The sequence below is a fragment of the Frigidibacter sp. ROC022 genome (assembly GCF_024723735.1).
Lineage (GTDB): Bacteria > Pseudomonadota > Alphaproteobacteria > Rhodobacterales > Rhodobacteraceae > SLM-1.
In genome coordinates, this window is record NZ_JANQDU010000005.1 from 211,722 (window position 1) to 231,876 (window position 20,155).

Sequence of the window (20,155 nt, forward strand, 5' to 3'; positions counted from 1 at the left end):
TTACTCGGGCGCGACTTACCATCTCAGAGTGATAGGGGAAGGAAAACGGCCGCCGTTCTGCATGGCCACAACAAACCGCATGTCCCGTAGCGCGCGTGCCTGATATTCCGGACGTGCCTCGTGGTCGAAACGCACCAACTTCTGCGACCCTTCTCGCCAAGCGCCAAAGCCTTGATCAAGCGAGATCTTCACCTTGGCTCCATCGTCGAAGGTCAAGAGGAAGAAACGTTCGTGCACGCAAACGGATTTCGTGCCGAGCTTGACCGACGCGCCCGGGAACAGCGCCGACAGAATCTCGCGGCGTAGCGCATCAGTTTCCCAGTTGTGCCAAAGAAGGTAGCCGGGACGATCGGGCGCGCCGAGAGCTTCCGAGATGATTTCCAAAGCTGTGTCCTCAACACGCAAGGGAAGTGTGCGCCAGACTTCGTATAACAGGCGAACAGTGAAGGGGCTGCGCATGTAACGGTCGTTGTAGGTAACCTTGGTCAAGCGGGAAGACCCCGCAAAGACCTGCGGTCGCAGGCTCCTGGCAATTGACCAGAAACGTTGACCGAAATTCATGACCGGACCGTCCAGTTCAGTCGTCACGTCCTTCTGGGAAGAATTGCCTTCACCATAGACCGTGACCTTTTCCAGCGACAGGGCCGGGCTGACTTCGTGCGGGACGCAGGGGCCGTAGACCGCTGGCGCACGGGTCACGTCCCCCCAGTGACGGTCAACATGCCCTGCCTGTTCGTCGGGCGAGGCAATCGCAACCTCTTTCCCTTCGATGCGGGCTTCGGCAAGGATTGCCGCATCCCCGGCCTTGGGCAGCACGTTGGTAAGGTGCAGGCTCGCCTGCGCCTTGGTGACAAGGCGAAGCAGATCAAGCTTGTGCGACATTTCCAGACGTTGCACATCGGACGAACGAATGACGATGGCAACGGGAGTTCCGGCGTCGCCGGCCACTTTGGCGATGCGGGCGCCGGGCCATTCGACCTCGTCCCAGCCGGATGGCGGATCGGTCAGGAAAAGTGTCAGCCGATCGATCGCCCCACGCGCCAGCTGGCGCCCGATCCATTCGGCAACCGGCCGCGTGACCGCGCTGCTCTCATCACCAAAGAGTCTCAGCTCCTTCGGCAAGTCGAGCCGTGGAAGAATTTCGGTTGTCAGGACCTCCAGTGCACCAACACGGTCCATCTCGGTTCCGAATTGAAGGTCGCGCCGCAGCACGCATTCCGGACATCCCGATGCGCAGCCGGCCGGGCAATCGAGGCGCGCCGCCGCCGCGCGCAACAGGCCCGGCAGGTCGCGATCCGCGGCCGAGGCGAAGCCGGACCCGCCAGATGCCTTGTCATAGAGGAACACGGCACTTCGGCGGGATTCGTCGGGGCGGAGGCTACGAGCCACTGCCAATCCCATGGTTTCGGCATCCACACCAAGCCGCGCTCCAAGCGCCTCGCGCAGGGCGGCACCAATGGCTGCGGCCTGTGCTTTCCCCGTGTCGGAGTCAGGCAACGCATCAAGTTGCAACTCGAAGACGTCGGTGACCATTTCGGTCCCGAGCTTGACTTGCCGTCGTATCTTTCGCGATGAATCATCGTTGGCAGGACAAAGCCCATCGTGACGCGGGTTGTCACGCAGCTTCTGTAGAGGCCGGTGCCCAACCATACCGGAAGGCAAAGGCGGATCATCGTTGCCGGTTTCCGCCTCAGCCCGCCCGCAAGTGATACAGACCGCATAGCCGCAACCATTTTCGCCAGATGCAGTGACCAATACCCGCCCTGCCCTCGCCGTTCGGTGGCGTCCGACTTCCGGATCCGGCAGCGAAACCCAATCCTCGGGCTCTGCCGAAACGCGCGGCGCATCGGGGGCCACATAGGCGAGTTGTTCGTAGGCACTATGCGGTTTCCGGGTGCCGAGGAAGCCCGAAGGGCGTAGCAACTCAGTCCGCGTAATTTGCGATCCACAGCGAGGGCACTCCGCAACCTCGTGACGTGTGGCTCCAAACATGTTGCACGACTGACATGTGAACAGCGTTCGCAAATCCTCTACCGCACTCGGATCGTTGCGGTTTCCCCATGTTGGCAGCACGCCGTCAGACCGATGCACCAGCCCGTCGATCACCACTTCGCATCCAGGCGAATACTCCCGGATGGCCATATCCAGCGGACGTGATGGACCAGGTTCGCCGCTGCCCTTCCCTATGTGGTCAAAAGAGACTACGTCCACGGGGAAGCCATATGAGGGCGTAAAGCCGCGGCGGGCGAGTTCGGTCATCATGAATTCATTCCGCATCCGCTCGGCACGCTTGCGGTAGAGCCAGTGCGCCGGATCATTCTCGGGGTAGGCTGCCTGCGCATTCACCAGTTGTTCATATTCCTCGCGCCAACGGTTTCGCATTTGAGCAAAATCGTCCTCGGTGCGCGACACCAACCCAATGTGACCGGCAAGGCAAGTTCCTGTCACCAGCCCATCGAGCGCTTGGGTTACGTGATCCTGTGCGCCCCAATCACCCTGTAGCGCAGCGAGGAAATCGTCTGCCATGCTGTCGGGCAAAAGCGGCGTGTCTATTTCTCCTGTCGCCCCCATGAACGAGGCCATATTGGTGTTCACGCTCGCCCCTCCGCCTTCACGCAGGAACTGCCCCAACAGCGCCGCATTGACGTGGCGCTGCACAAGGATCGCAGAATCCAGCCGAACCTGTGGCGCTGCAACCTGCGCGCCAAGCAACCGCGCAGGATCGCGGAAGATCATGTTGTCGAGCGGCAGGTCCTTGCAGAAGGTAAAGGCCATGGCCCATGGCTCCCCGCGTCGCCCGGCGCGACCGATGCGTTGGCGGTAGTTGGCAGGCGATGGTGGGACGTTGGTGTTCACCACTACCCCCACATCGGGAATATCGACCCCCATTTCCATCGTGGTGGAGCAGTTCAACACGTTGATCCGGCCCTGGCGGAAAGCGTTCTCGTAGTTCTTCAGGCTATTTCGGTCGATTTGGGCCGAATGCTCCTGCGCGCGCAGGAAGGGCGTGAATTCCGCTGTCCGGTCGTGCAGGTTCGTCCAGTGCCCGTCCAGGCGCAGGGTCGCAATGTTCGGGTCGCTTTCAAGCCAGGCACGCAAGGTTTCTCGCTGCGCCACAGACGTACCCGTGGGCGCTGCTTCGGGCAGCGTGGGCATGGTGATGGCGCGGGCATGCTCAGTCGCTATGACGGCGTTCAGCGAAACGCCACCCGGCGCGTAAGGCAGAAGACGGCGCGTAACCGGGCATTCGAAAGCCGTCTCGATGGGGGCGATCATCGCTTTCTTGAAGTCAACGCGCCAAGCCCCAGACGCCACGTTCACGATCACACCCGCCTTCCGTAGCGCAGTCCAGATCGCCGTAAGCGTGGCCCCTGCCCTTTCCACATCCGTGGCGCTGTTCAGGCTGCCGCCGATCATGCGATAGACCAACTGGACAAGCCTCGTGCGTTCCGAAATCGCTGTCGGGAAGAAACTCGGCCCGCCAACACCGGACACGTCTTCCCGGGACAAACCGGGTTCGACAACAGCGCGCAAGGCACTTCGAGGCGATATCCAGTGACGGATATCAACCGGATCTTCGGGCAGGCGGATGGCCAGATTGGCCCGAAAAACCATGTCCACGGTCGCATGCAAAAGGTCGGACCAGACGTTTTCGTCATGGCCCGCCTCGCGCATGGTTTCGGGAACGGACAAGCGCGCCTGCGCGTCAAGCTCCGGGAACCAGAGCCGTGCAAGGCCCATCGTTTCCACGTTGTTCTGAAGCCGCGGTCGACGGAACATTTCGCGGTAGAGAAACAGTTCAGCCAGGACTTTTGGTTCTAAAGCCGCAGAGTCCGAGCCCTTTGACAATCGGTGATCCCAGACCGGCCACGCGAAGTTGCGAAACTCTTCGTTCTGCGCGATGCGCTGGACCATCTCCGACCACGGCACCGGTTTCGCAGCCCCTTCGGCCTCAAGCAGCGCTGTCCGTTTTTCTTCAAGCGTTCCGGCAAGGCTCGGTATGGTAGAAACGACCTGTTCGAGAGCCGTGATCTCATTGCGCAGTGTCTCTGCCTTTTCGGGATCCCCCGCACGGTTCTGGACCGAGTGGAAAATGATAGCCCGGGTGAGCGTACGCTCAGCGTCCTGCTGGAGCTTGGCCGAAAACCGCGCGGTTCCCTGACGCGAGTCGGTGAAGGACAGCAACCTTCGCCCGCCGAATGGCACCGGGTGGTCATGGCGACTGGGTTTGGCGGCCTCCAACAACAGCGGCATCGCGTTCCCCATCAGGAACGGGGCACCAAACCGTTGTGGCCGCACCTTTACGCTTTTGTGACCGGCGCGCTCGCAGCAGCCGCGCTCAGCCTCGGCGCGGATGTTGAGCGGCACAACATGATCACCGTCATTCGGAATTTCGAACAGCTGCGCGTCTGAGAGGCGCAGAAAATCACCGTCGCCCCACGCGCCGGGGCCAACAAGCACGCTTTCGGACAGAACCGGCGTGGCGGGCTCGCCGCCATCCTCGTCAGGTTCAACATCCAGAAGATAGTCGTCATCAACACCCGTTTCCCGAGCCGGGCTCAAGACGCGATACGGGCCGTGGTTGGCAACCTCTGCACGCAGCCAAGGCGTGCCGCACTCATCGCAGGCCGCGATTTCCAACACCGGCGCGCCGCACTTGCCATCGCAGGTATCACGCTCGGAGAAGTAGATCTGACCAAAGGGCCAATCCCCATCATCATCTGCAAGCACCGCGCTCCGGTTGCAGCAATCCGGATTGACACAAGCCCAAAGCCCGCCTTGCGCACGGTGGAAGACATGCAGCCGCCACGGCGCAAGTGCGACGCCAGTCAGCGGGTCTTTCGCTTGTGCTGCGGCTTCAAGCAGGCGCAACGTGCCTCCGGTATCACCATCCCGCCCCAACAGGTGCGCAGCCGTTCGCAGATTGACGCCGCCACCCCGCATGGCGGTGCGCACCTTGCGCAGGCGTGGGTTCGGCGCGAGCGTTTGCCAAAGTGCATCCGGCGACGATGACAACTCAACGGGATCGAGCGACGCATCTGGCCCCTCGGAAGGGAGAACGGGTGCCCGCTCCTGACCTTCGATCACCTCTACCTGATCAGGTCGCAACCCCGCCAGGGCAGCGAGAAACTGCTTAAGAGTATTTCGGCTTTCCTCCCCCTCACCGATGGTTGCAGAGGTTGCTGCAAGGCGGACACTTTCCGGCCCGACTCCGAAGGCGTCACGCACCCGGCGCAGCAAGAGTGCCATCTCGGCCGCCTGCGCCCCGACATAGCTGTGCGCCTCGTCCAGCACGATCCAACGCAGTGTGCCTTGCGACTTTTCGAGGATCGGCCGGTCCTGGGCGCGCATAAGCATGTATTCTAGCATGGTGACGTTGGTCACCATGAGCGAGGGTGGCACCTGGCGCATGGTACGACGTTCCAGAATCTGAGCGCCACGCTTCTTCGGCCCTGCCACGGTGTCGCTCATATGACGGTTGTAGAGCGCGTAGGAAAGGCGGTTGGCCAGCGGGTCCATCCATGCGCCCAAGCGCTCTTTCTGGCTGTCGATCAATGCGTTCAACGGGTAAAGCACGATGGCCCGTACGCCCGTGTCGCCGGGTTTGTGGCTGCGCAGAAGGTCGTTCAACATCGGGATCATGAAGCATTCGGTCTTGCCCGAACCCGTGCCACTGGTGACCATAAAACTGCGCCCGGCCTCGGCCGCCTCCCAGGCACGCAGCTGGTGCAGGTATGGTGCGACATCCTCACCGCAACGCGGCCAGCGGCGATCGTTCCGGGTGCCATCCGACAGGGTCTCACGGTCCAGCGCCGCGACCAGATCTTCCTCCAGCATGCCACCGGCGAGATCGTCGAGGCACTTGTCCGCCCGTTCCCAAACGCGGGCAGACTCAAAGACCGGGTCGGCCACGAAAGCGTCGGGGCCACCAGCCTGTCCATGCAGCCGCGCCGAGAGATCAGCGCGCAGGCAGCGCGAGCGCACCCGCCCCTTGCCCAGAACAGCGTCGGCGGCGCGGTCGTTCACACGCTCCAGGATCGCGCCATATCCGGAATTCGGCAAGGAATACTCGTCTCTCATAATTGCTTCTCTCGGATTTGTTCTTGAGCCAGCCACGCGATGGCCGCTGGCTGCGCAGCTTCGTACCCGGCTTGGTCGGCCTGCACCGCGAGCAGAAGTTCGATCCTTTCCCTGGTGGTTGGTGGCGGGCGTAAACCAAGCGCGATCTCGGCGACAACAAGCGGCGCATCGACCAGGCCCCGCAAGTCGGGGTGGAATGCACTAAAGCCGGAAGGACGCCGCCGCGCCGCCAGCTCATGCAAAGACGGCGCGTTCGATGCCTGCCGACCGATGATCGCGCGTGCGTTTTCCAGCAGAAGTATCTCAGGATCCTGCAATCCTCGCGACAACCCACCGAGGCGCTGCGCCAGCCCCAGGATGGCGAGGGGAGAAATCTCCTGCAGTGCGAGGGCAACATGCCCTTCCAAGGCGGGGCGCAGGCGCAGGATATCTGCGGCCCGTGCGGTCACGGCGTCACGGGCCTGTTCGTCGGCCTTGTCGGCAAGTGCTGGCAACGCGGCCAATCTTGCGCGCAGCTCCTCCGCCTCGCCGGCAAATCCCTTCGCCCAATCCTTGGGGCTGATAAAGGACCACTGCGGCCCACCATGCAGATCCAGGGACAGAGCATCGTCGAGATCAGAGGGAGCGACCCGAAACAACAAACGAACGGCCGCAGAAGGTACCTTCGCCAAAGCGTGCACCTCGTCCAGAGCCGAAGGTGAAACACCGTTCGCAAACAACAACTCACAGAGCGTCGCCAGACGGGATAGATCGTCTACGCCATCGCGTTTCTGGAAATGGTTGGCATAGTGAGCGATACGGTCGTCCCGTCGGGGCGCGTTCTGCCCCGCGGCCTCCGCAGGTTCGGGCCGCACAAAGGGTCGTGGAGCCCGCATAGGCACGCCACCTTTGCGCGGCAATAGAAACCAACGCCCGTCGCCCAAGTGCGAAAGTTCGCGGGCACCGGTGAATTCCACGCGAGTGGGGTCGTCGAGATCGACCGCGGTAATTTCGAGCGAGGGATCATGGACCGGTATCCCGTCTTGAAGAACCAAGACATCCTCTCCCACAAGTCGCGTTTCTCCCAGCACATGGCGAACGCAAAGACGAGGTGATTGATCGCCCACCGTAACGACACGTAGCCGTAGCTCGGCATCGGCTCCACCTGCTACGAGCATTTCCTCCAAGAGCAGTCGAAAGGCCGAAAGCGGCTGTTCGGTCGTGACCCGCACACCGATGATTGGCGCATTGCGCGCCAATGAGCTGTGCAATCGAATTCGAAGATCCGTCGGTCGTCCTTCAGCAGGAACGATCCGCCAGTCCTTCAGGGTCTGCATGGGGATGTCACGGTTTTCCGCCAGACTCTCTCCATCCACGTTCCGAAACTCGCCCCGAGGACACGGCAGATCCAGCAACCAAGGCAATGGTGGCGCCCCGTCAGGACCGGCCAAAGCAAGGGACAATCGCGATTGTTCCACTACGGATGTCCCAAATTTCGCTTCCAGGACACCGTCAGCGTCGGGCCGTTGTGGATCGCCCGACCCTACACAAACGACCCAACCCTGCGGCACGCCCTCGAAGCGTATTCGCCTTAACGGGTCCCTCTCGCTCGTCATTTCTCGCACGGAGAACGCGGCCGGCACCATGTTCACCGTGACGCGCGCGCCAACTCCGTTGTCTTCCCGGGCAGCAAAGGTGACACGGCCAATCGTCGACTCAGACGGAGCTCCGACTTGCCATACTGGGCTACCTGCAACCTGGTGACGCAAATTCGCTCCGGCCAACGGTCTAAGTCCTCGGCCAGGATGCCGGTGCAGGATCGTCGGCACGCCGCGATGCACTGGCGCGCCACGACTGTCGACCACACGATACTCCAGGGGACCGCTTGAAAGTATCTCCTCGCGAGAGTCTTCATCGGCCCCAGTTTCGATCCGCGCATTTCCCCCAGAAACCAGAACCCGTCCCCTACCCGACAGCCTCCAGATCGCCCCTCCGGGAACCGACCCATCGGGTTCCGCAACAAGAGTTCCAGTGCAGATGGGTGTCTTTCCTTCTTTGACCAAGAGCCACACATGCGAATCGCGCGTCCGCAAGGTGGCATTTCCGGCATAAGCCAGCGCCTGAGCCTTGGTCTCACCCATGTCCGCCAGTCGCCAGAAGGTTGGCCCTGCGCCGATCTCGACCGCCTCTCCACCAGCGAGCCGCACCCGGCCAATGAACGTGCCATCAGCCATAGCCATGAGGTCAGCCCCGGTTTCCAGAGGAAAACGGAATCGCGCCGTGCGGCGTCCGCTGATCCGCCGACTCTGCCAAGGTCGATCGGGCCCTTCACGGTCGAGCGCGAAGAGAAGGTCCGGAACCGCCGAAGCCAGCGGGCCGACCGGCGCCAGCCGCAGCCTGCGGCGCTCCGGCTCGATGCCCTGTACCAATTGCGGCCCGATCTCCGCGACCTCTTCGATTTCGATCCATGGTGTCCACGTACCGTCATCGCCGCGACGCAACACGCGCGTCAGCGGATCCGCAACCAAACCGTGTCTGGAAGATACACGGACCGCATCGGACAACAGGCTGCGCGCCGCGTCTCCATCGAGCCGCAACGAAAGGCCATCGCGCCAGCCTGGCTTGACCCGATCAAGAAAGGGCTCGACATCCTGCGCCAACATACTGTCGGGCGCCAGTTCCCGAAGTTCGAGCACCTCGAAGGCGAAATCCACGAATAGCGCGTGGAATTCTCGCGTCCGGTAGCCCACCGGCAGGCGTCGAGTGCGCTGCGCCGCAAATCCGAGCGCAACCTCCCGCGGGCAACCCAGCCCAATCCGCGACAAGTCAGCCACCAGGCCGACGAGCGCGGCGCGGTAGCCGCCATTCTTTTCGCTCAGAAGCCTGACCGGAATCCCGCCTTCCGCGGCTATGGCGCGCAAATACTGCGTGCCGCTCTCCAACCGCCGAACGGAGCGGCCCATGTACGTAAGCCCCGTGGCCGTAATCTCGCGCAGCTGTTGCTGGGGAAGTGACACACGCAGCGCCTGCGTCAGGAATTCCCAGGACAGTGTGCCGCCGTCGTATTCTTTTCTGTACCGCTCCGCTGCCCAAAGCACAAAAGGCGCAGCCGCAATTCGCAAATGGCCGAGTTTAAGGCTCTCTCCGACCATTTTTTCGAGTTGGAAGTATTGTTCTTCATCCAAACGGTAGGCGTGCAGTGGGCGACCGTCTGGATCAATGCCGGTACGGCTGACAAACTCTTGCAAAACTGTCACTTTTCGTCTTCCTGCCCCGAATCCAATCATGTCTTCGAGGCCGAGGAGATGCAAGATAATCTTCTGCAGAATCACGCAGCACAATTCCTCCCATGCCCTTGGAAGTACGGGTAACAGGACAACAATGGACAAAAACCGTCCTGAAACATAGGCAAGGTAACTATTGGGTTGTTGATGAAGTGAACATATTGCGAAAATTTTCCCGACATAGTGTTGTCGCGCGCCATTTGGATCCACAACGGCGAGTCGAAATCGAGGCTGCACGTGGCTACGCGGCACAAATCTCGAAAGAGATTCATTTCGTGGTTTCAGCCTGATAGCCCAATCGGGTTTGAGCAGTTTGGCCGCAGCGTTGTACAAGAGAACGAAATGACCCGCCTAAAACACCGCACAATAACGCCGCAAATCGCTTGCGACTTGGCTGGAATGAACTTCGCAGAACGCGACTATTTCACCCTGTGCCCGAGCGAGTAGACGCTGAATGTAAGTTTGCTCCTCTTGTGTGGTATTGGCCCACTCAAAGTCCTGGTAGACAGCACCGGCATCAAGACGGTGGGCGAAAGTGAGTGGAACGCACGAGAGCATGGCGGGCCCAAGCAACGCCAAAGCGCAAGGTACATATCGGAATTGACGAAAGTATGCTAAGTGCGGGTGGTGAAGGTCACGACTAGCAATGTGGATGACGCACCGGTTATCCCGGAGCTATTCGAACACGTTCCACCGGATCAGACCGTCGGATCGGTGACCGCAGGCGAAGGTCGTGTCCCGCGAAGTGGTGCAGGAACTTGCGTCCACCTGTTTCTTCATCGCTGGTGTTGTGCGTTCACTGAGCGGCGCCCCGGCAACGCGACCGGCGTGGGTCAAGCCGTTGCCAGCCTCTGCCCGGATTCGGCATCAAAGTAGTGCAGATTCTCCGTGGCATAGATCAGCGGGATCGGGGTGCCTGCCGTCAGTCGCAGGTTCGGATCGAGCCGCGCGGTCACTTCATGTGAACCGAAGCTGCAGATCGCCATCAGATCCGAGCCGAGCGGTTCGAACACTTCGGGAACCACCTGGATCATCTCGTCCCCCTGCGCCGCAATCGACAAGTGCTCGGGACGGACGCCCACATCGATGCGCGCTCCCTCGGCCGCGGCGATCTCGCCCAGGGGCAGCGCCTGATCCCCCACTCGCAATCGAGGCACATCTCCGGAACGGTCCAGGACGCCCGTCAAAATGTTCATCTGTGGCGAGCCGATGAATTCTCCGACAAAACGCGTCGCAGGCCTGGAGTAGAGCTCCATCGGCGCTCCCTGCTGCACGATATGGCCGCCGCGCAGCACCACGACACGATCCGCAAGCGTCATCGCCTCTGTCTGATCGTGCGTGACGTAGATCATCGTCGTGCGGAGCATGGCGTGAAGCCGCTTGATCTGAGTGCGCATTTCGACCCGAAGCTTGGCATCGAGGTTCGACAATGGTTCGTCGAACAGGAAGACCGCGGGCTCGCGCACGATCGCCCGTCCCATGGCGACCCGCTGCCGCTGCCCCCCCGAGAGCTGGCCGGGCTTCCGGTCGAGAAGATCCGAAATCTGCAGAACACCCGCCGCGCGTTCGATCCGCTCGTTGATTTCGGAGGGCTTGAAACCGCGCATCTTGAGGCCGAACCCGATATTGGCGCGAACCGTCATATGTGGATAGAGCGCATAATCCTGGAACACCATCGCCACGTCCCGGTCGCGCGGTTCAAGTTCGTTGACCACGCGACCGCCGATCGACAACGCCCCATCGGTGATCTCTTCAAGCCCCGCGATCATCCTCAGCATGGTTGACTTCCCGCAGCCGGAAGGGCCGACAAAGGCGACGAACTCCCCATCGGCGACGTCAAGATCCACACCGTGTATGGCGCGCACGGACCCATAGTCCTTGACGATGCTGCGTAACGAAATCCCTGCCATGGCGCGTTGGTCCCTCCAGTTCGAAATGCCCTTGCATTATCGATATCCGGCATGTTATCGATATTGATAATGCGAAGCAAGCCACGAGATCGGAACCGGCAAATGGCCGCGGAGAGTTTTGATACACCGACCACGACCGGCAGAGCACTCCGCCCCTCGGCCCGACGCAGCCATCAGGTATTCGAAGCCCTGCAGCAGGAAATCGTGCTGGGCACCCTGGAGCCCTCAAGCGCTCTGACAGAGCTCGATCTTGCCCAGCGTTTCGGCTGTAGCCAGGGCACGATCCGCGAAGCCTTGATGCGGCTCAACGAAGAAGGGCTGGTCAACCGGCAACCCAATCGGGGGACCTATGTCGCGCCCTGTGCCGCCGACGATGCCCGCGCCCTGCTGGAAATCCGCCGCGGCATCGAATGCAACCACCTCGTCCGGGTGGTGGCGAGCACCGACGCCACCTTGCTCGGAGAGCTGCGCGCAAGTCTGGATGCGATGCGCAATGCGGCCCGTGACGGCGATGAATACCGGCTGTCGACACATGACCGCGGATTTCACGCGCGGATTTTCGCTGCGGCCGACCTGCCGCTTCTGGCCCCGATCCTGAACCGCTGCCTGATCCATAACCATCGCTACAAGATCCTGAACTCTCAACCCAACCGTGCGCTGGAAGAAACGGCCGAGCGGCATGTTCCGATCATCTCGGCTCTTGCCCAGGGCGACGTCGATCAATTGCGCCAACTGCTGGATCACCACATCACGACCATCGTGGATTTCGGTCCTGATCTGCGCGCGGATAATCCCGGAAAGCAACCATGACACGTCAAAGCCTCTCGATGGAGCCGGTTCTCGAACGGCTCGCACGCGAGGATGCCGGATTGGGGGACCCGACCCGGCTTGCGCCCCGTCTCGGTCGCGCCCTGGCCGAAATGGTCAACTTCCGCTGGAACACCGACCTGCCTCCGCTGGAGGCGCGGACGGTGCTGATCGGCGGGTTGCCCGCGCGGCTCGTGACCCCTGCAAACGACGACGGGCGCCATGCGATCCTGCATGTGCATGGGGGCGGTTGGGCATTTTGTTCGGCGATGACACATGAGGGAGCGGCACGGCGACTTGCCATTGCCTGTGGCTGTCCGGTGCTCACCTTCGACTATCGTCTTGCGCCCGAGCACCCCTTTCCTGCCGGACTCGACGACATCGAAACGGCCTGGGAGGCACGTGACAGAACCAGGGGATGGAGCATCGCGGGCGACAGTGCCGGCGCCAACCTTGCACTGGCGCTGATGCTGCGCCGGATCGCGGCCGGGGCAGACCTGCCGCAAATGGGGCTCTTGTTCTACGGCGTCTACGGCGCGGATTTCGAAACGCCTTCCTACCGGACCTATGCCGATGGGCCGGGCCTCACCCGGGACAAGATGCGGCGCTACTGGGACTGGTATTGCCCGACCGAACACCGCCGCGACGCAACGGCCGCTCCGCTGGCCGCGGATGACGGGGTTCTGCGTGCCCTGCCCCCGCTCTACCTGAACGCCGCCGAGATCGATCCGTTGAGCTCGGACAGCGACCAGCTGGCGGCGCGCCTGCACGCCCTGGGGCGCAGCGACCCCTACGATCGCGTCGAAGGCGTCGTTCACGGTTTCATGCAGATGGGCAGCGTCCTGCCCGAGGCCCGCGCCGCCTTCGAGCGTGCGGGAGAAGTATTTCAACGGACCGTCTGAGGAGAACGGTCAACCCATGGGAGAAGCACGATGAAACGGATGATTAGGACCTTCGGATTTGCGTCGGGACTGGCCATGGCGGCCGGGCTCGCGCATGCAGACAGCACGGTGCATTTCTGGTATCACTTCGACAATGCCGACAATCCGATGAGCGGGCTGGTCGCCAAGTTCGAAGAGGAAAATCCCGGCATCAAGATCGATGCCCAGAACGTGCCCTGGAACAGCTACTACGACCAGCTCTACACCGCCATCGTGGGGGGCAATGCGCCCGACGCGGCGATGGTCAAGATGTTCGCGCAACCGCGTTTGATCGAAATGGGTGCGCTCGAACCGATCGACGAGCAACTCTCGAACTGGGCGGGCAAGTCGCAGATCGACGACAACTTGTTCAAGCTGACGCAGGCGGCCGATGGCAAGCACTACTATCTGCCGGTCCAATACGTGATCCTCTACCTCTACTACCGCACCGACATGTTCGATGAACTGGGTCTGACCCCGCCGGAAACCTGCGAGGAGTTCGAGGATGTCGCCAAGAAGCTCACCCGCGACACCGATGGCGACGGCACGCCCGATGTCTACGGCTTCGGCTTTCGCGGCGGGAAGGGTGGCCACGATCAGTGGGCGAGCTTCACCCTCGGCCGTGAGGGTGTGAGCCTGACGAAGGGCCTGACCTCTGATGCCGGCGTCGCAGGCACGCAATTCGTGCAGGATCTGTTCCGGGTGGACCACGTCTTCCCGCCGTCCGCTCCGAATGACGGGTTCTCGGAGATCATCGGTGCCTTCAAAGCGGGCAAGACCGCGATGACGATCCACCATATCGGCTCGGCGAATGGAATGGTCGAGGCCCTGGGCGACAAGGTCTCTGCCGTGCCGGTGCCCGAATGCGGCGGCGGTCGCTGGACGGCGTTCGGTGACGAGAGCACCGCGATCTTCTCGAGCGCAGAGGACAAGGAAGCCGCCTGGAAGTGGATCTCGTTCCTTTCAAGCCCGGGCAACAACGCCGCGTTCAACGAGGCGACGGGCCAGCTGCCGGTGGTGAAATCGGATGCCGACAGCTGGACACTCCAGCCCAAGCGTTTCGTGCAGGCCACGGTCGCCTCCCTGCCCTTCGCGCACCTCTATCCGAACGTCTCCCAGACCTCGGACTTCGTGAACACGGTCTGGCCCACCGCGATGCAGCGGGTTCTGACCGGTGAGATCACACCCAGGCAGATGAACGAGGAAATCGCCGAACTCTACGACGGGGACTGATCCCCATCCGCAATCGGGGCGCGCGCAAAGTTCGTGCGCGCCCTTTTCCAGCCTGCCCTGATTGGCCTCGAACATGACAAGACCAGAGCTTTCCATCTCCCCACCGCGGCGTGGGCTGGGGCGTCGCGTGCTGCCCTACGCGATGCTGTCGCCGGCCGTGCTGGTCACATTGGCAATCGTCTTCTTGCCGATGCTGCAAACCGCATGGATGAGCCTGCATGACTACGTGCTCTTTCGGCCGAATGTCTTCGATTTCGTCGGGTTCAAGAACTTCAAGGCGGCGCTGCAGGACGAGGTTTTCTGGATATCGCTGCGCCACACCGCAATATGGATGGCGGCGACGATCCCGGCGCAGTTGCTGCTGGGCCTGATCACGGCCCTCCTTCTGAACCAGGAATTTTCCTGGCGGCCGCTGGCGCGTGCGCTGGTGATCATTCCCTGGGCCCTGCCATCGGTCGTGATCGCATTGATGTGGGTCTGGATATACGACAGCAACTATGGCATCGCCAATGAGTTCCTGCTGCGTGTCGGCCTGATACAAAAGGCAATTCCCTGGCTTGCCGATCCCCAAACCGCTCTCGCCGCGATCATTGTCACGCTGACATGGCAGGGCTTTCCTTTCTTCGCCGTGATGATCCTGGCCGGATTGCAATCCATCCCGCGCAGCTACTACGAGGCAGCATCGATCGACGGCGCCTCGACATGGCGCCAATTCTGGCACATCACGCTTCCCGGTATCTCGGGCGTGGTTGCGACCGCGGTCCTGTTGCGGCTGATCTGGGTGGCCAACAGCTTTGACGTGATCTTCGTGATGACCGGCGGAGGCCCCGGCTACTCGACCTACACGCTCCCGCTCTACGCATTCATCAAGGCACGCACGAACCTCGATTTCGGCTATGGCTCGGCTGTCGCGGTTCTGTTTACCGCAATGCTGATGGTCGTTGTCGTCTTCTACCTGCGCCGGGCCAGAAACGCGGTGTCCACATGAGCCTGCGCAAGCGTTCACGCCTCAACCGCTTCCTGGTCGTCGAACTGCCGATGCTCGCGGTCCTTACCTTCACGCTCGGACCCTATCTGTGGATGCTGATCACCTCGCTCAGCCCGCAATCGACGCTCTTCACGCAGGGGCCATCGATCTGGAACGCGACGGTCGAGAACTACACCCGGCTCTTCGAGACGGTGGGTTTCGGAAAGAACCTGATCGACAGCCTCATCGTGGCGACTGGCACCGTGGTGGTCGGGCTCTCGCTCTCGATCACGGCGGCCTATGCCTTCTCGCGTTTCAACTTCCGGGGCAAGCGGATCCTGATGCTGCAATTCCTGCTCATCAACATGTTCCCGCTGGTCCTGCTGATCCTGCCGCTCTTCATCTTCATGCGCAGGCTGCACCTTCTGGACACACATATTGCCCTGATCATAGCGAACTCCACCGTGGCTATCCCGTTCTCGATCTGGATGATGGTCAGCTACATGAACGGCATCCCGCGCTCGCTCGACGAGGCGGCGATGACCGACGGCTGCACCCGTCTGCAAGCTCTGCGCCGCGTGGTGCTGCCGCTATGCCTTCCGGGCATCATCGCCACCGGCATCTACATCTTCATCACCGCATGGAACGAGTATCTCTACGCGCTCACCCTGGGTGGACGCGAGGTGCGCACCATCACCGTCGCGGTGCAGACACTGATCGGCGAATACGAAGTGCAATGGGGCCTGCTGACGGCCGGAGGGATCGTCGGAGCACTGCCTGCGACCGTGCTCTTCCTCCTCGTTCAGAAACGCCTGATCTCGGGCCTCACGCAAGGCGCAGTGAAAGGTTAGAAAGGACAAACCTTGAAGAATCCGATTGGTATCATCTCGATGCAGTTCACCCGCCCCTTCCGGGGCAAGGACCTGCACTACTTCGCCCATGCCGCACAGCTAGGCTTCGACTTCGTCGAGCTTCTGGTCCCCGAACCAGAGGATGATCTGCCGCTGGCCGATGTAAGTGCCGCTGCGTCGGATGCCGAAATCTCGCTGGTGCTGGCCGCCCGGGTCAATCCGCAACGTTCGCTCGCCTCTGATGATCCGGCCAACGTAAAGGGTGGTCTCGACTATCTGAAATACTGCCTGGAGGTCGCAGCCGAATTGGGGGTCGGCATCGTCGGCGGACCACTCTACGGCGAACCGATGGTCTTTGCCGGCCGTCCGCCCTGCCCGCGCAGCGACGAGGAAATAGCCGCCCGTGCCGATCGCACCATCGCCGGCTTCTCCGAGATTGCGCCGCAGGCACGCGCGGCCGGTGTCGTGCTGGCGGTAGAGGCTCTCAACCGGTTCGAGACGGATATCCTCAACACCACCCGGCAGGCGGTGGAATTGGTCGACGCGGTCAATGACCCGGGCTTCCAGCTGATGCTCGACACGTTCCACATGAACATGGAAGACCGCTCCATTCCCGATGCGATCCGCTTGGCCGGGTCGCGCATTGCGCATTTTCAGGCGAATGAGAACCATCGCGGACATCCGGGCACCGGACATCTCGACTGGACAGCGATCATGCGAGCGCTGCACCAGGCCGGCTACGAAGGGCCGATTTCGCTCGAACCATTCCGGCGTGCGGACGACCGTATCGCCCTGCCCATCGCGCAATGGCGGGCACCGCGCGAAGATGAATCCGAGAAGCTCCGCGCCGGATTGGGCGTGATCCGCAATTCCCTGGCACTCGCGGAGGTGGACCAATGATGAAGATCGGCTGGATCGGCTGCGGACGGCATGCGCGGCAGATGCTGCTCCCGCAACTTGGGCGAAACGACATTCGCATCGCCGCCCTGTGCGACCGGGATGCGGCGGCCCTGACCCGCACCGGGGAAGAGTATGGCGTTTCCGCACTCTATTCCGACTTCAACGAGATGATCGCCGTACAGGGGCTCGACGCGATCGGCATGGCCGTGGGACCGGAACTTCACCGTGTGGCGACACTGGCCGCGCTCGAACGCGGGCTGCCGGTCTTCATGGAGAAACCCCCCGCCGCCACGGCCGAAGGCGCCCGCGAAATCGCGCGCGCAGCCCGGGCGGCAAGGAAACCCGTCATCGTGGGGTTCATGAAGCGCTACTCGACCGGCAACAAGATCGCAAAGAACATTCTGGACAATGGCGGCTTCGGACCGGTTCTCGGGATCACCGGGACCTACATGACCGCCCCCACCTATTTCGAGGGCGAACCCGACTACACCGGCTTCTTCCTGCATCACTGCGTGCATTACATGGACCTGATCCCATGGTTCGCAGGCGGCGACCTTGGCGACATGCAGGTGCGGCACATATCTCCAGAACCGGGCAAGCTGTTGCTGCACCTCAACTTCACGACGGAAGCCGGGACCGTCGGCAATATCGTCATGGGAACCGTCCAGTCTCGCGGCACGCCGATGGAAGAAATCCGCATCATGGGCGATCACGTGCGCCTGCATGTCGACAACATCATCGACGTAGCCCTGTATCGCGACCCTCCATTCAAGGCGGATGATCCCTGCGCCACGCTTGATCCGGCCTGCGACACCTTGAGTTGGCGGCCGAATTTCACCGCCGCCGCCAACGAGGATCACAAGGGCTACGCGGCCCTCTTGTCCGATGCGGCCGCCGTCCTGCAGGGCGAAAGCCGCGCCGTGCCCGACATCGAGGACGGAGCGCGCGCGATGGAGCGGCTGGAACGGATGATTGCGCAACTGGACTGAACAGAAGCACCGCCACCGGTCATCTCGACGGGGTGGTGCGCCGTCCCTGCCCCAGCATCGCCAGCAGCGCCAGGACGATCATCGCCAGCCCCGGCAACAGCAGCGCCGGCGGCAGGGCGGCGCCCAGAAGCAATTGCCAGACGATCACCCAGGCCGGCACCAGATAGGTGTAGGCCATCACATTGGCGGCCGGCAGGTGCAGCGCGGCATATTGGGTCAGGACAAAGCTCGCCGCGGTCGAGAACACCGTCGTGTAGGCGAGGGTCAGCCAGACGATCGCGGGCAGCGCCGCCCAATCGGTGACCCGGAGCGCAGGAAAGGCGTAGACCGCCAGCACCAGGGTGCCGCCCAGGGTGGTGCCGAATGTGAAGACCAGCGCGCTCTCGCCGCGGTTCAGCAGCCGCACCAGCGGCACATAGAACGCATGCGCCAGGCAGCCGACGAAATAGATCAACTCGCCCCGCCCCAGATCGAAGGCCAGAAGCGCGGCCAGATCGGCCCGGAAGATCACCCAGAGCGCACCGGCCGCTCCCAGGGCCATGGCCAGGGCCATCCCCAGGGTCGTGCGCTGCGACAGCAGCAGCAGGCCGAACAGGGCGCTGAGCAGCGGCGTCGTGGTATAGACCGCCGCGGCCGACACCGGCGGCGCGGTCTTCAGCCCTTCGAACATCAGCACGAAATAGACCGAGAACACTCCGCCCTGCAGCAGATAGCGCCAGGGGGCGGCCAGAGCCCGCTGCGGCAGCCGCCCTTCGCGGGCCAGGATCAGCCCCAGCAACAGAACCGAAGCCAGCGCGAAACGGAGCGCGGTCAGAGCCTCGGGCGCGATATGTGGCGCGGCCAGCGCGCCCAGGCTAAACGACCCGGCCACCATCGCCGAGACCGCCAGCATCGCCAGATGGCTTCCGGCGCGCGGGCTCATCTGCCGGACGGGCCGCCCGCCCAAAGCAAACAGCCCCCGGCCTTGCGGCCGGAGGCGTGCTGGATCGAACCGGGGACCGGCGCTATTCGAATGCGCTGGCCGGGTAGAACTTGACGTTGACCCAAGCCCCGTCCTTCGCTTCCTGGATGCTGTAGGAGCCCGCGACCGTGCCGCTCGCGTCGAAGGTCAGCGGACCCGAAGCACCTTCGTAGTCGACGTCCTTCCCGGCAGCAATCGCGGCCTTGCCGTCGGCAAAGGTCGAGACCTTCTCACCGCCCTCGGCGACGCCGCGGATGACATCGTTGATGCCTTCGCCGGTGCAGCTGTCGGCACTTTCCAGCGACAGGGCGATCAGGTTGGCCATGTCGAAGGAATTGGCTTCGAACGGACCGGGCGCCTTGCCGTCCTTCTCCTGCACCAGCGCCTCGAAGGCCTGGTATTCCGGCAGCGAGCTGTCGGAATCGGCGAATTCGACATAGGCGCGGCCGTTCAGGTTCTCGGCCCCGGCGGCATCGAAGATTTCCGGCACCGCGAGGTCAGCGGTGAACAGCCATTCGCCCTCGAAGCCGCCGGCGGTGGCCTCCTTGATGACGGTGACGCCGGACTCCTGCCCACCGGCCAGATAGATCGCGTCCGGCTCATGCGAGAGGACCGAGATCAGCTCGGCCTGATAGGACGGCTGGCCGGGGTTGTAGATCACATAGTCGGTCAGCTCGATGCCGGCGGCCTCCAGCGTGTCGCGGGCGACCTGCGCCGGCGAGATGGTGGATTCCTCGTTCTGGACCAGGAAGGCGACGCGCTTGTAGCCGCGATCGGTCAGCCAGAGCCCCGAGGCCGCCCCGTCGCCGAGGTCGGAGGAGACGGTGCGATAGACATAGTCGCCGCCCAGGTCGTTCAGCGTGATGGTTCCGGCATAGGGCGACATGATCACGGTCTTGGTCCGCTTGGCCAGATCGACCAGCGCCACCATGACCCCGGATGTCGGCCCGAGGATGGCGACCGCGCCGTCGGATTCGATCATCTTGGTCGCGGCGCGGATGCCCACTTCCGGGTTGCCGCCGGTATCGGCGATCACGGTGCGGATCGGACCGCATTTGGTACCGCCGGCGGCGTTGACCTCGGCCACGGCCAGTTCGACGCCATTGGCGACGATCTTGCCGAATTCACCGAGTTCCCCGGTCAGGGGCACCAGCACGCCGACGGTCACATCGGCCTGTGTCGCGGTCCCCGCCAGAGCCATCGCCCCGGCGAGCACCGTGGATTTCAAGAGATTCACTTTCAAAGACGCCTTGTTCTTCATTCTTGTTTTCTC

Annotated in this window: 12 protein-coding genes and 1 pseudogene; 8 read left to right on the forward strand and 5 right to left on the reverse strand. The window is 62.6% G+C overall.

Translation table 11 applies throughout. The features are described 5' to 3' along the window. Positions 1-15 precede the first annotated feature (15 nt). Together NUW50_RS19370 and NUW50_RS19375 are read right to left on the reverse strand one after the other, a co-directional pair. The gene (locus tag NUW50_RS19370) at positions 16-6,081 is read right to left on the reverse strand and encodes a DEAD/DEAH box helicase (RefSeq protein ID WP_258290820.1); all 6,066 of its coding nucleotides are present in this window, start codon (positions 6,079-6,081) and stop codon (positions 16-18) included. Then, on the reverse strand, positions 6,078-9,392 hold the full coding sequence (locus NUW50_RS19375) for an STY4851/ECs_5259 family protein (protein ID WP_258290821.1): 3,315 nt from the start codon (positions 9,390-9,392) through the stop codon (positions 6,078-6,080). Before NUW50_RS19375 ends, NUW50_RS19370 begins: the two co-directional genes overlap by 4 nt. Positions 9,393-9,761: 369 nt before the next feature. Between NUW50_RS19375 and NUW50_RS21535 the strand changes: the two are divergent. Beyond that, positions 9,762-10,067: pseudogene (locus NUW50_RS21535) on the forward strand (transposase); the annotation flags it as partial. A 110-nt stretch (positions 10,068-10,177) separates the two neighbouring features. On the opposite strand, the gene NUW50_RS19380 reads toward NUW50_RS21535, so the two are convergent. Beyond that, positions 10,178-11,254, reverse strand: coding sequence for an ABC transporter ATP-binding protein (locus tag NUW50_RS19380; RefSeq protein WP_258290822.1), 1,077 nt, complete (start codon positions 11,252-11,254; stop codon positions 10,178-10,180). Positions 11,255-11,356: 102 nt separating this feature from the next. Between NUW50_RS19380 and NUW50_RS19385 the strand changes: the two genes are divergently transcribed. The 7 genes from NUW50_RS19385 to NUW50_RS19415 all read left to right on the forward strand — a co-directional run bounded on the left by NUW50_RS19385 (position 11,357) and on the right by NUW50_RS19415 (position 17,921). Then, complete coding sequence (locus tag NUW50_RS19385) at positions 11,357-12,064, forward strand: GntR family transcriptional regulator (RefSeq protein ID WP_258290823.1); 708 nt, start codon at positions 11,357-11,359, stop codon at positions 12,062-12,064. Continuing rightward, positions 12,061-12,963: an alpha/beta hydrolase gene (locus NUW50_RS19390; protein ID WP_258290824.1), complete on the forward strand. Its 903-nt coding sequence runs from the start codon at positions 12,061-12,063 to the stop codon at positions 12,961-12,963. Before NUW50_RS19385 ends, NUW50_RS19390 begins: the two co-directional genes overlap by 4 nt. 30 nt (positions 12,964-12,993) lie before the next feature. Next, positions 12,994-14,214, forward strand: a complete 1,221-nt coding sequence (locus NUW50_RS19395) for an ABC transporter substrate-binding protein (protein ID WP_258290825.1) — start codon at positions 12,994-12,996, stop codon at positions 14,212-14,214. Positions 14,215-14,287: 73 nt separating this feature from the next. Further along, positions 14,288-15,202, forward strand: coding sequence for a carbohydrate ABC transporter permease (locus NUW50_RS19400; protein ID WP_443135123.1), 915 nt, complete (start codon positions 14,288-14,290; stop codon positions 15,200-15,202). Next, a complete protein-coding gene (locus NUW50_RS19405) occupies positions 15,199-16,032 on the forward strand; it encodes a carbohydrate ABC transporter permease (RefSeq protein WP_258290827.1) in 834 nt (277 codons plus the stop codon). Before NUW50_RS19400 ends, NUW50_RS19405 begins: the two co-directional genes overlap by 4 nt. A gap of 12 nt (positions 16,033-16,044) precedes the next feature. Continuing rightward, positions 16,045-16,932 carry a sugar phosphate isomerase/epimerase family protein gene (locus NUW50_RS19410; RefSeq protein ID WP_258290828.1) on the forward strand — a complete coding sequence of 296 codons (888 nt, stop codon included), beginning with the start codon at positions 16,045-16,047 and terminating at the stop codon, positions 16,930-16,932. Continuing rightward, positions 16,929-17,921, forward strand: a complete 993-nt coding sequence (locus NUW50_RS19415) for a Gfo/Idh/MocA family protein (protein ID WP_258290829.1) — start codon at positions 16,929-16,931, stop codon at positions 17,919-17,921. Before NUW50_RS19410 ends, NUW50_RS19415 begins: the two co-directional genes overlap by 4 nt. A 19-nt stretch (positions 17,922-17,940) precedes the next feature. Here NUW50_RS19415 and NUW50_RS19420 read toward each other — a convergent pair whose 3' ends face one another. Then, positions 17,941-18,843, reverse strand: coding sequence for a DMT family transporter (locus tag NUW50_RS19420; RefSeq protein WP_258290830.1), 903 nt, complete (start codon positions 18,841-18,843; stop codon positions 17,941-17,943). Positions 18,844-18,925: 82 nt separating this feature from the next. Further along, a complete protein-coding gene (locus NUW50_RS19425; RefSeq protein WP_258290831.1) occupies positions 18,926-20,143 on the reverse strand; it encodes an ABC transporter substrate-binding protein in 1,218 nt (405 codons plus the stop codon). Positions 20,144-20,155: the final 12 nt, after the last annotated feature.

What these genes read in the sequence shown, in the direction of transcription:
- NUW50_RS19395 (WP_258290825.1), top strand. Translation starts at nt 12,994, where the DNA reads ATGAAACGGATGATTAGGACCTTCGGATTTGCGTCGGGACTGGCCATG.
- NUW50_RS19425 (WP_258290831.1), bottom strand. Translation starts at nt 20,143, where the DNA reads ATGAAGAACAAGGCGTCTTTGAAAGTGAATCTCTTGAAATCCACGGTG.
- NUW50_RS19390 (WP_258290824.1), top strand. Translation starts at nt 12,061, where the DNA reads ATGACACGTCAAAGCCTCTCGATGGAGCCGGTTCTCGAACGGCTCGCA.
- NUW50_RS19420 (WP_258290830.1), bottom strand. Translation starts at nt 18,843, where the DNA reads ATGAGCCCGCGCGCCGGAAGCCATCTGGCGATGCTGGCGGTCTCGGCG.
- NUW50_RS19405 (WP_258290827.1), top strand. Translation starts at nt 15,199, where the DNA reads ATGAGCCTGCGCAAGCGTTCACGCCTCAACCGCTTCCTGGTCGTCGAA.
- NUW50_RS19380 (WP_258290822.1), bottom strand. Translation starts at nt 11,254, where the DNA reads ATGGCAGGGATTTCGTTACGCAGCATCGTCAAGGACTATGGGTCCGTG.
- NUW50_RS19400 (WP_443135123.1), top strand. Translation starts at nt 14,288, where the DNA reads ATGACAAGACCAGAGCTTTCCATCTCCCCACCGCGGCGTGGGCTGGGG.
- NUW50_RS19415 (WP_258290829.1), top strand. Translation starts at nt 16,929, where the DNA reads ATGATGAAGATCGGCTGGATCGGCTGCGGACGGCATGCGCGGCAGATG.
- NUW50_RS19370 (WP_258290820.1), bottom strand. Translation starts at nt 6,081, where the DNA reads ATGAGAGACGAGTATTCCTTGCCGAATTCCGGATATGGCGCGATCCTG.
- NUW50_RS19385 (WP_258290823.1), top strand. Translation starts at nt 11,357, where the DNA reads ATGGCCGCGGAGAGTTTTGATACACCGACCACGACCGGCAGAGCACTC.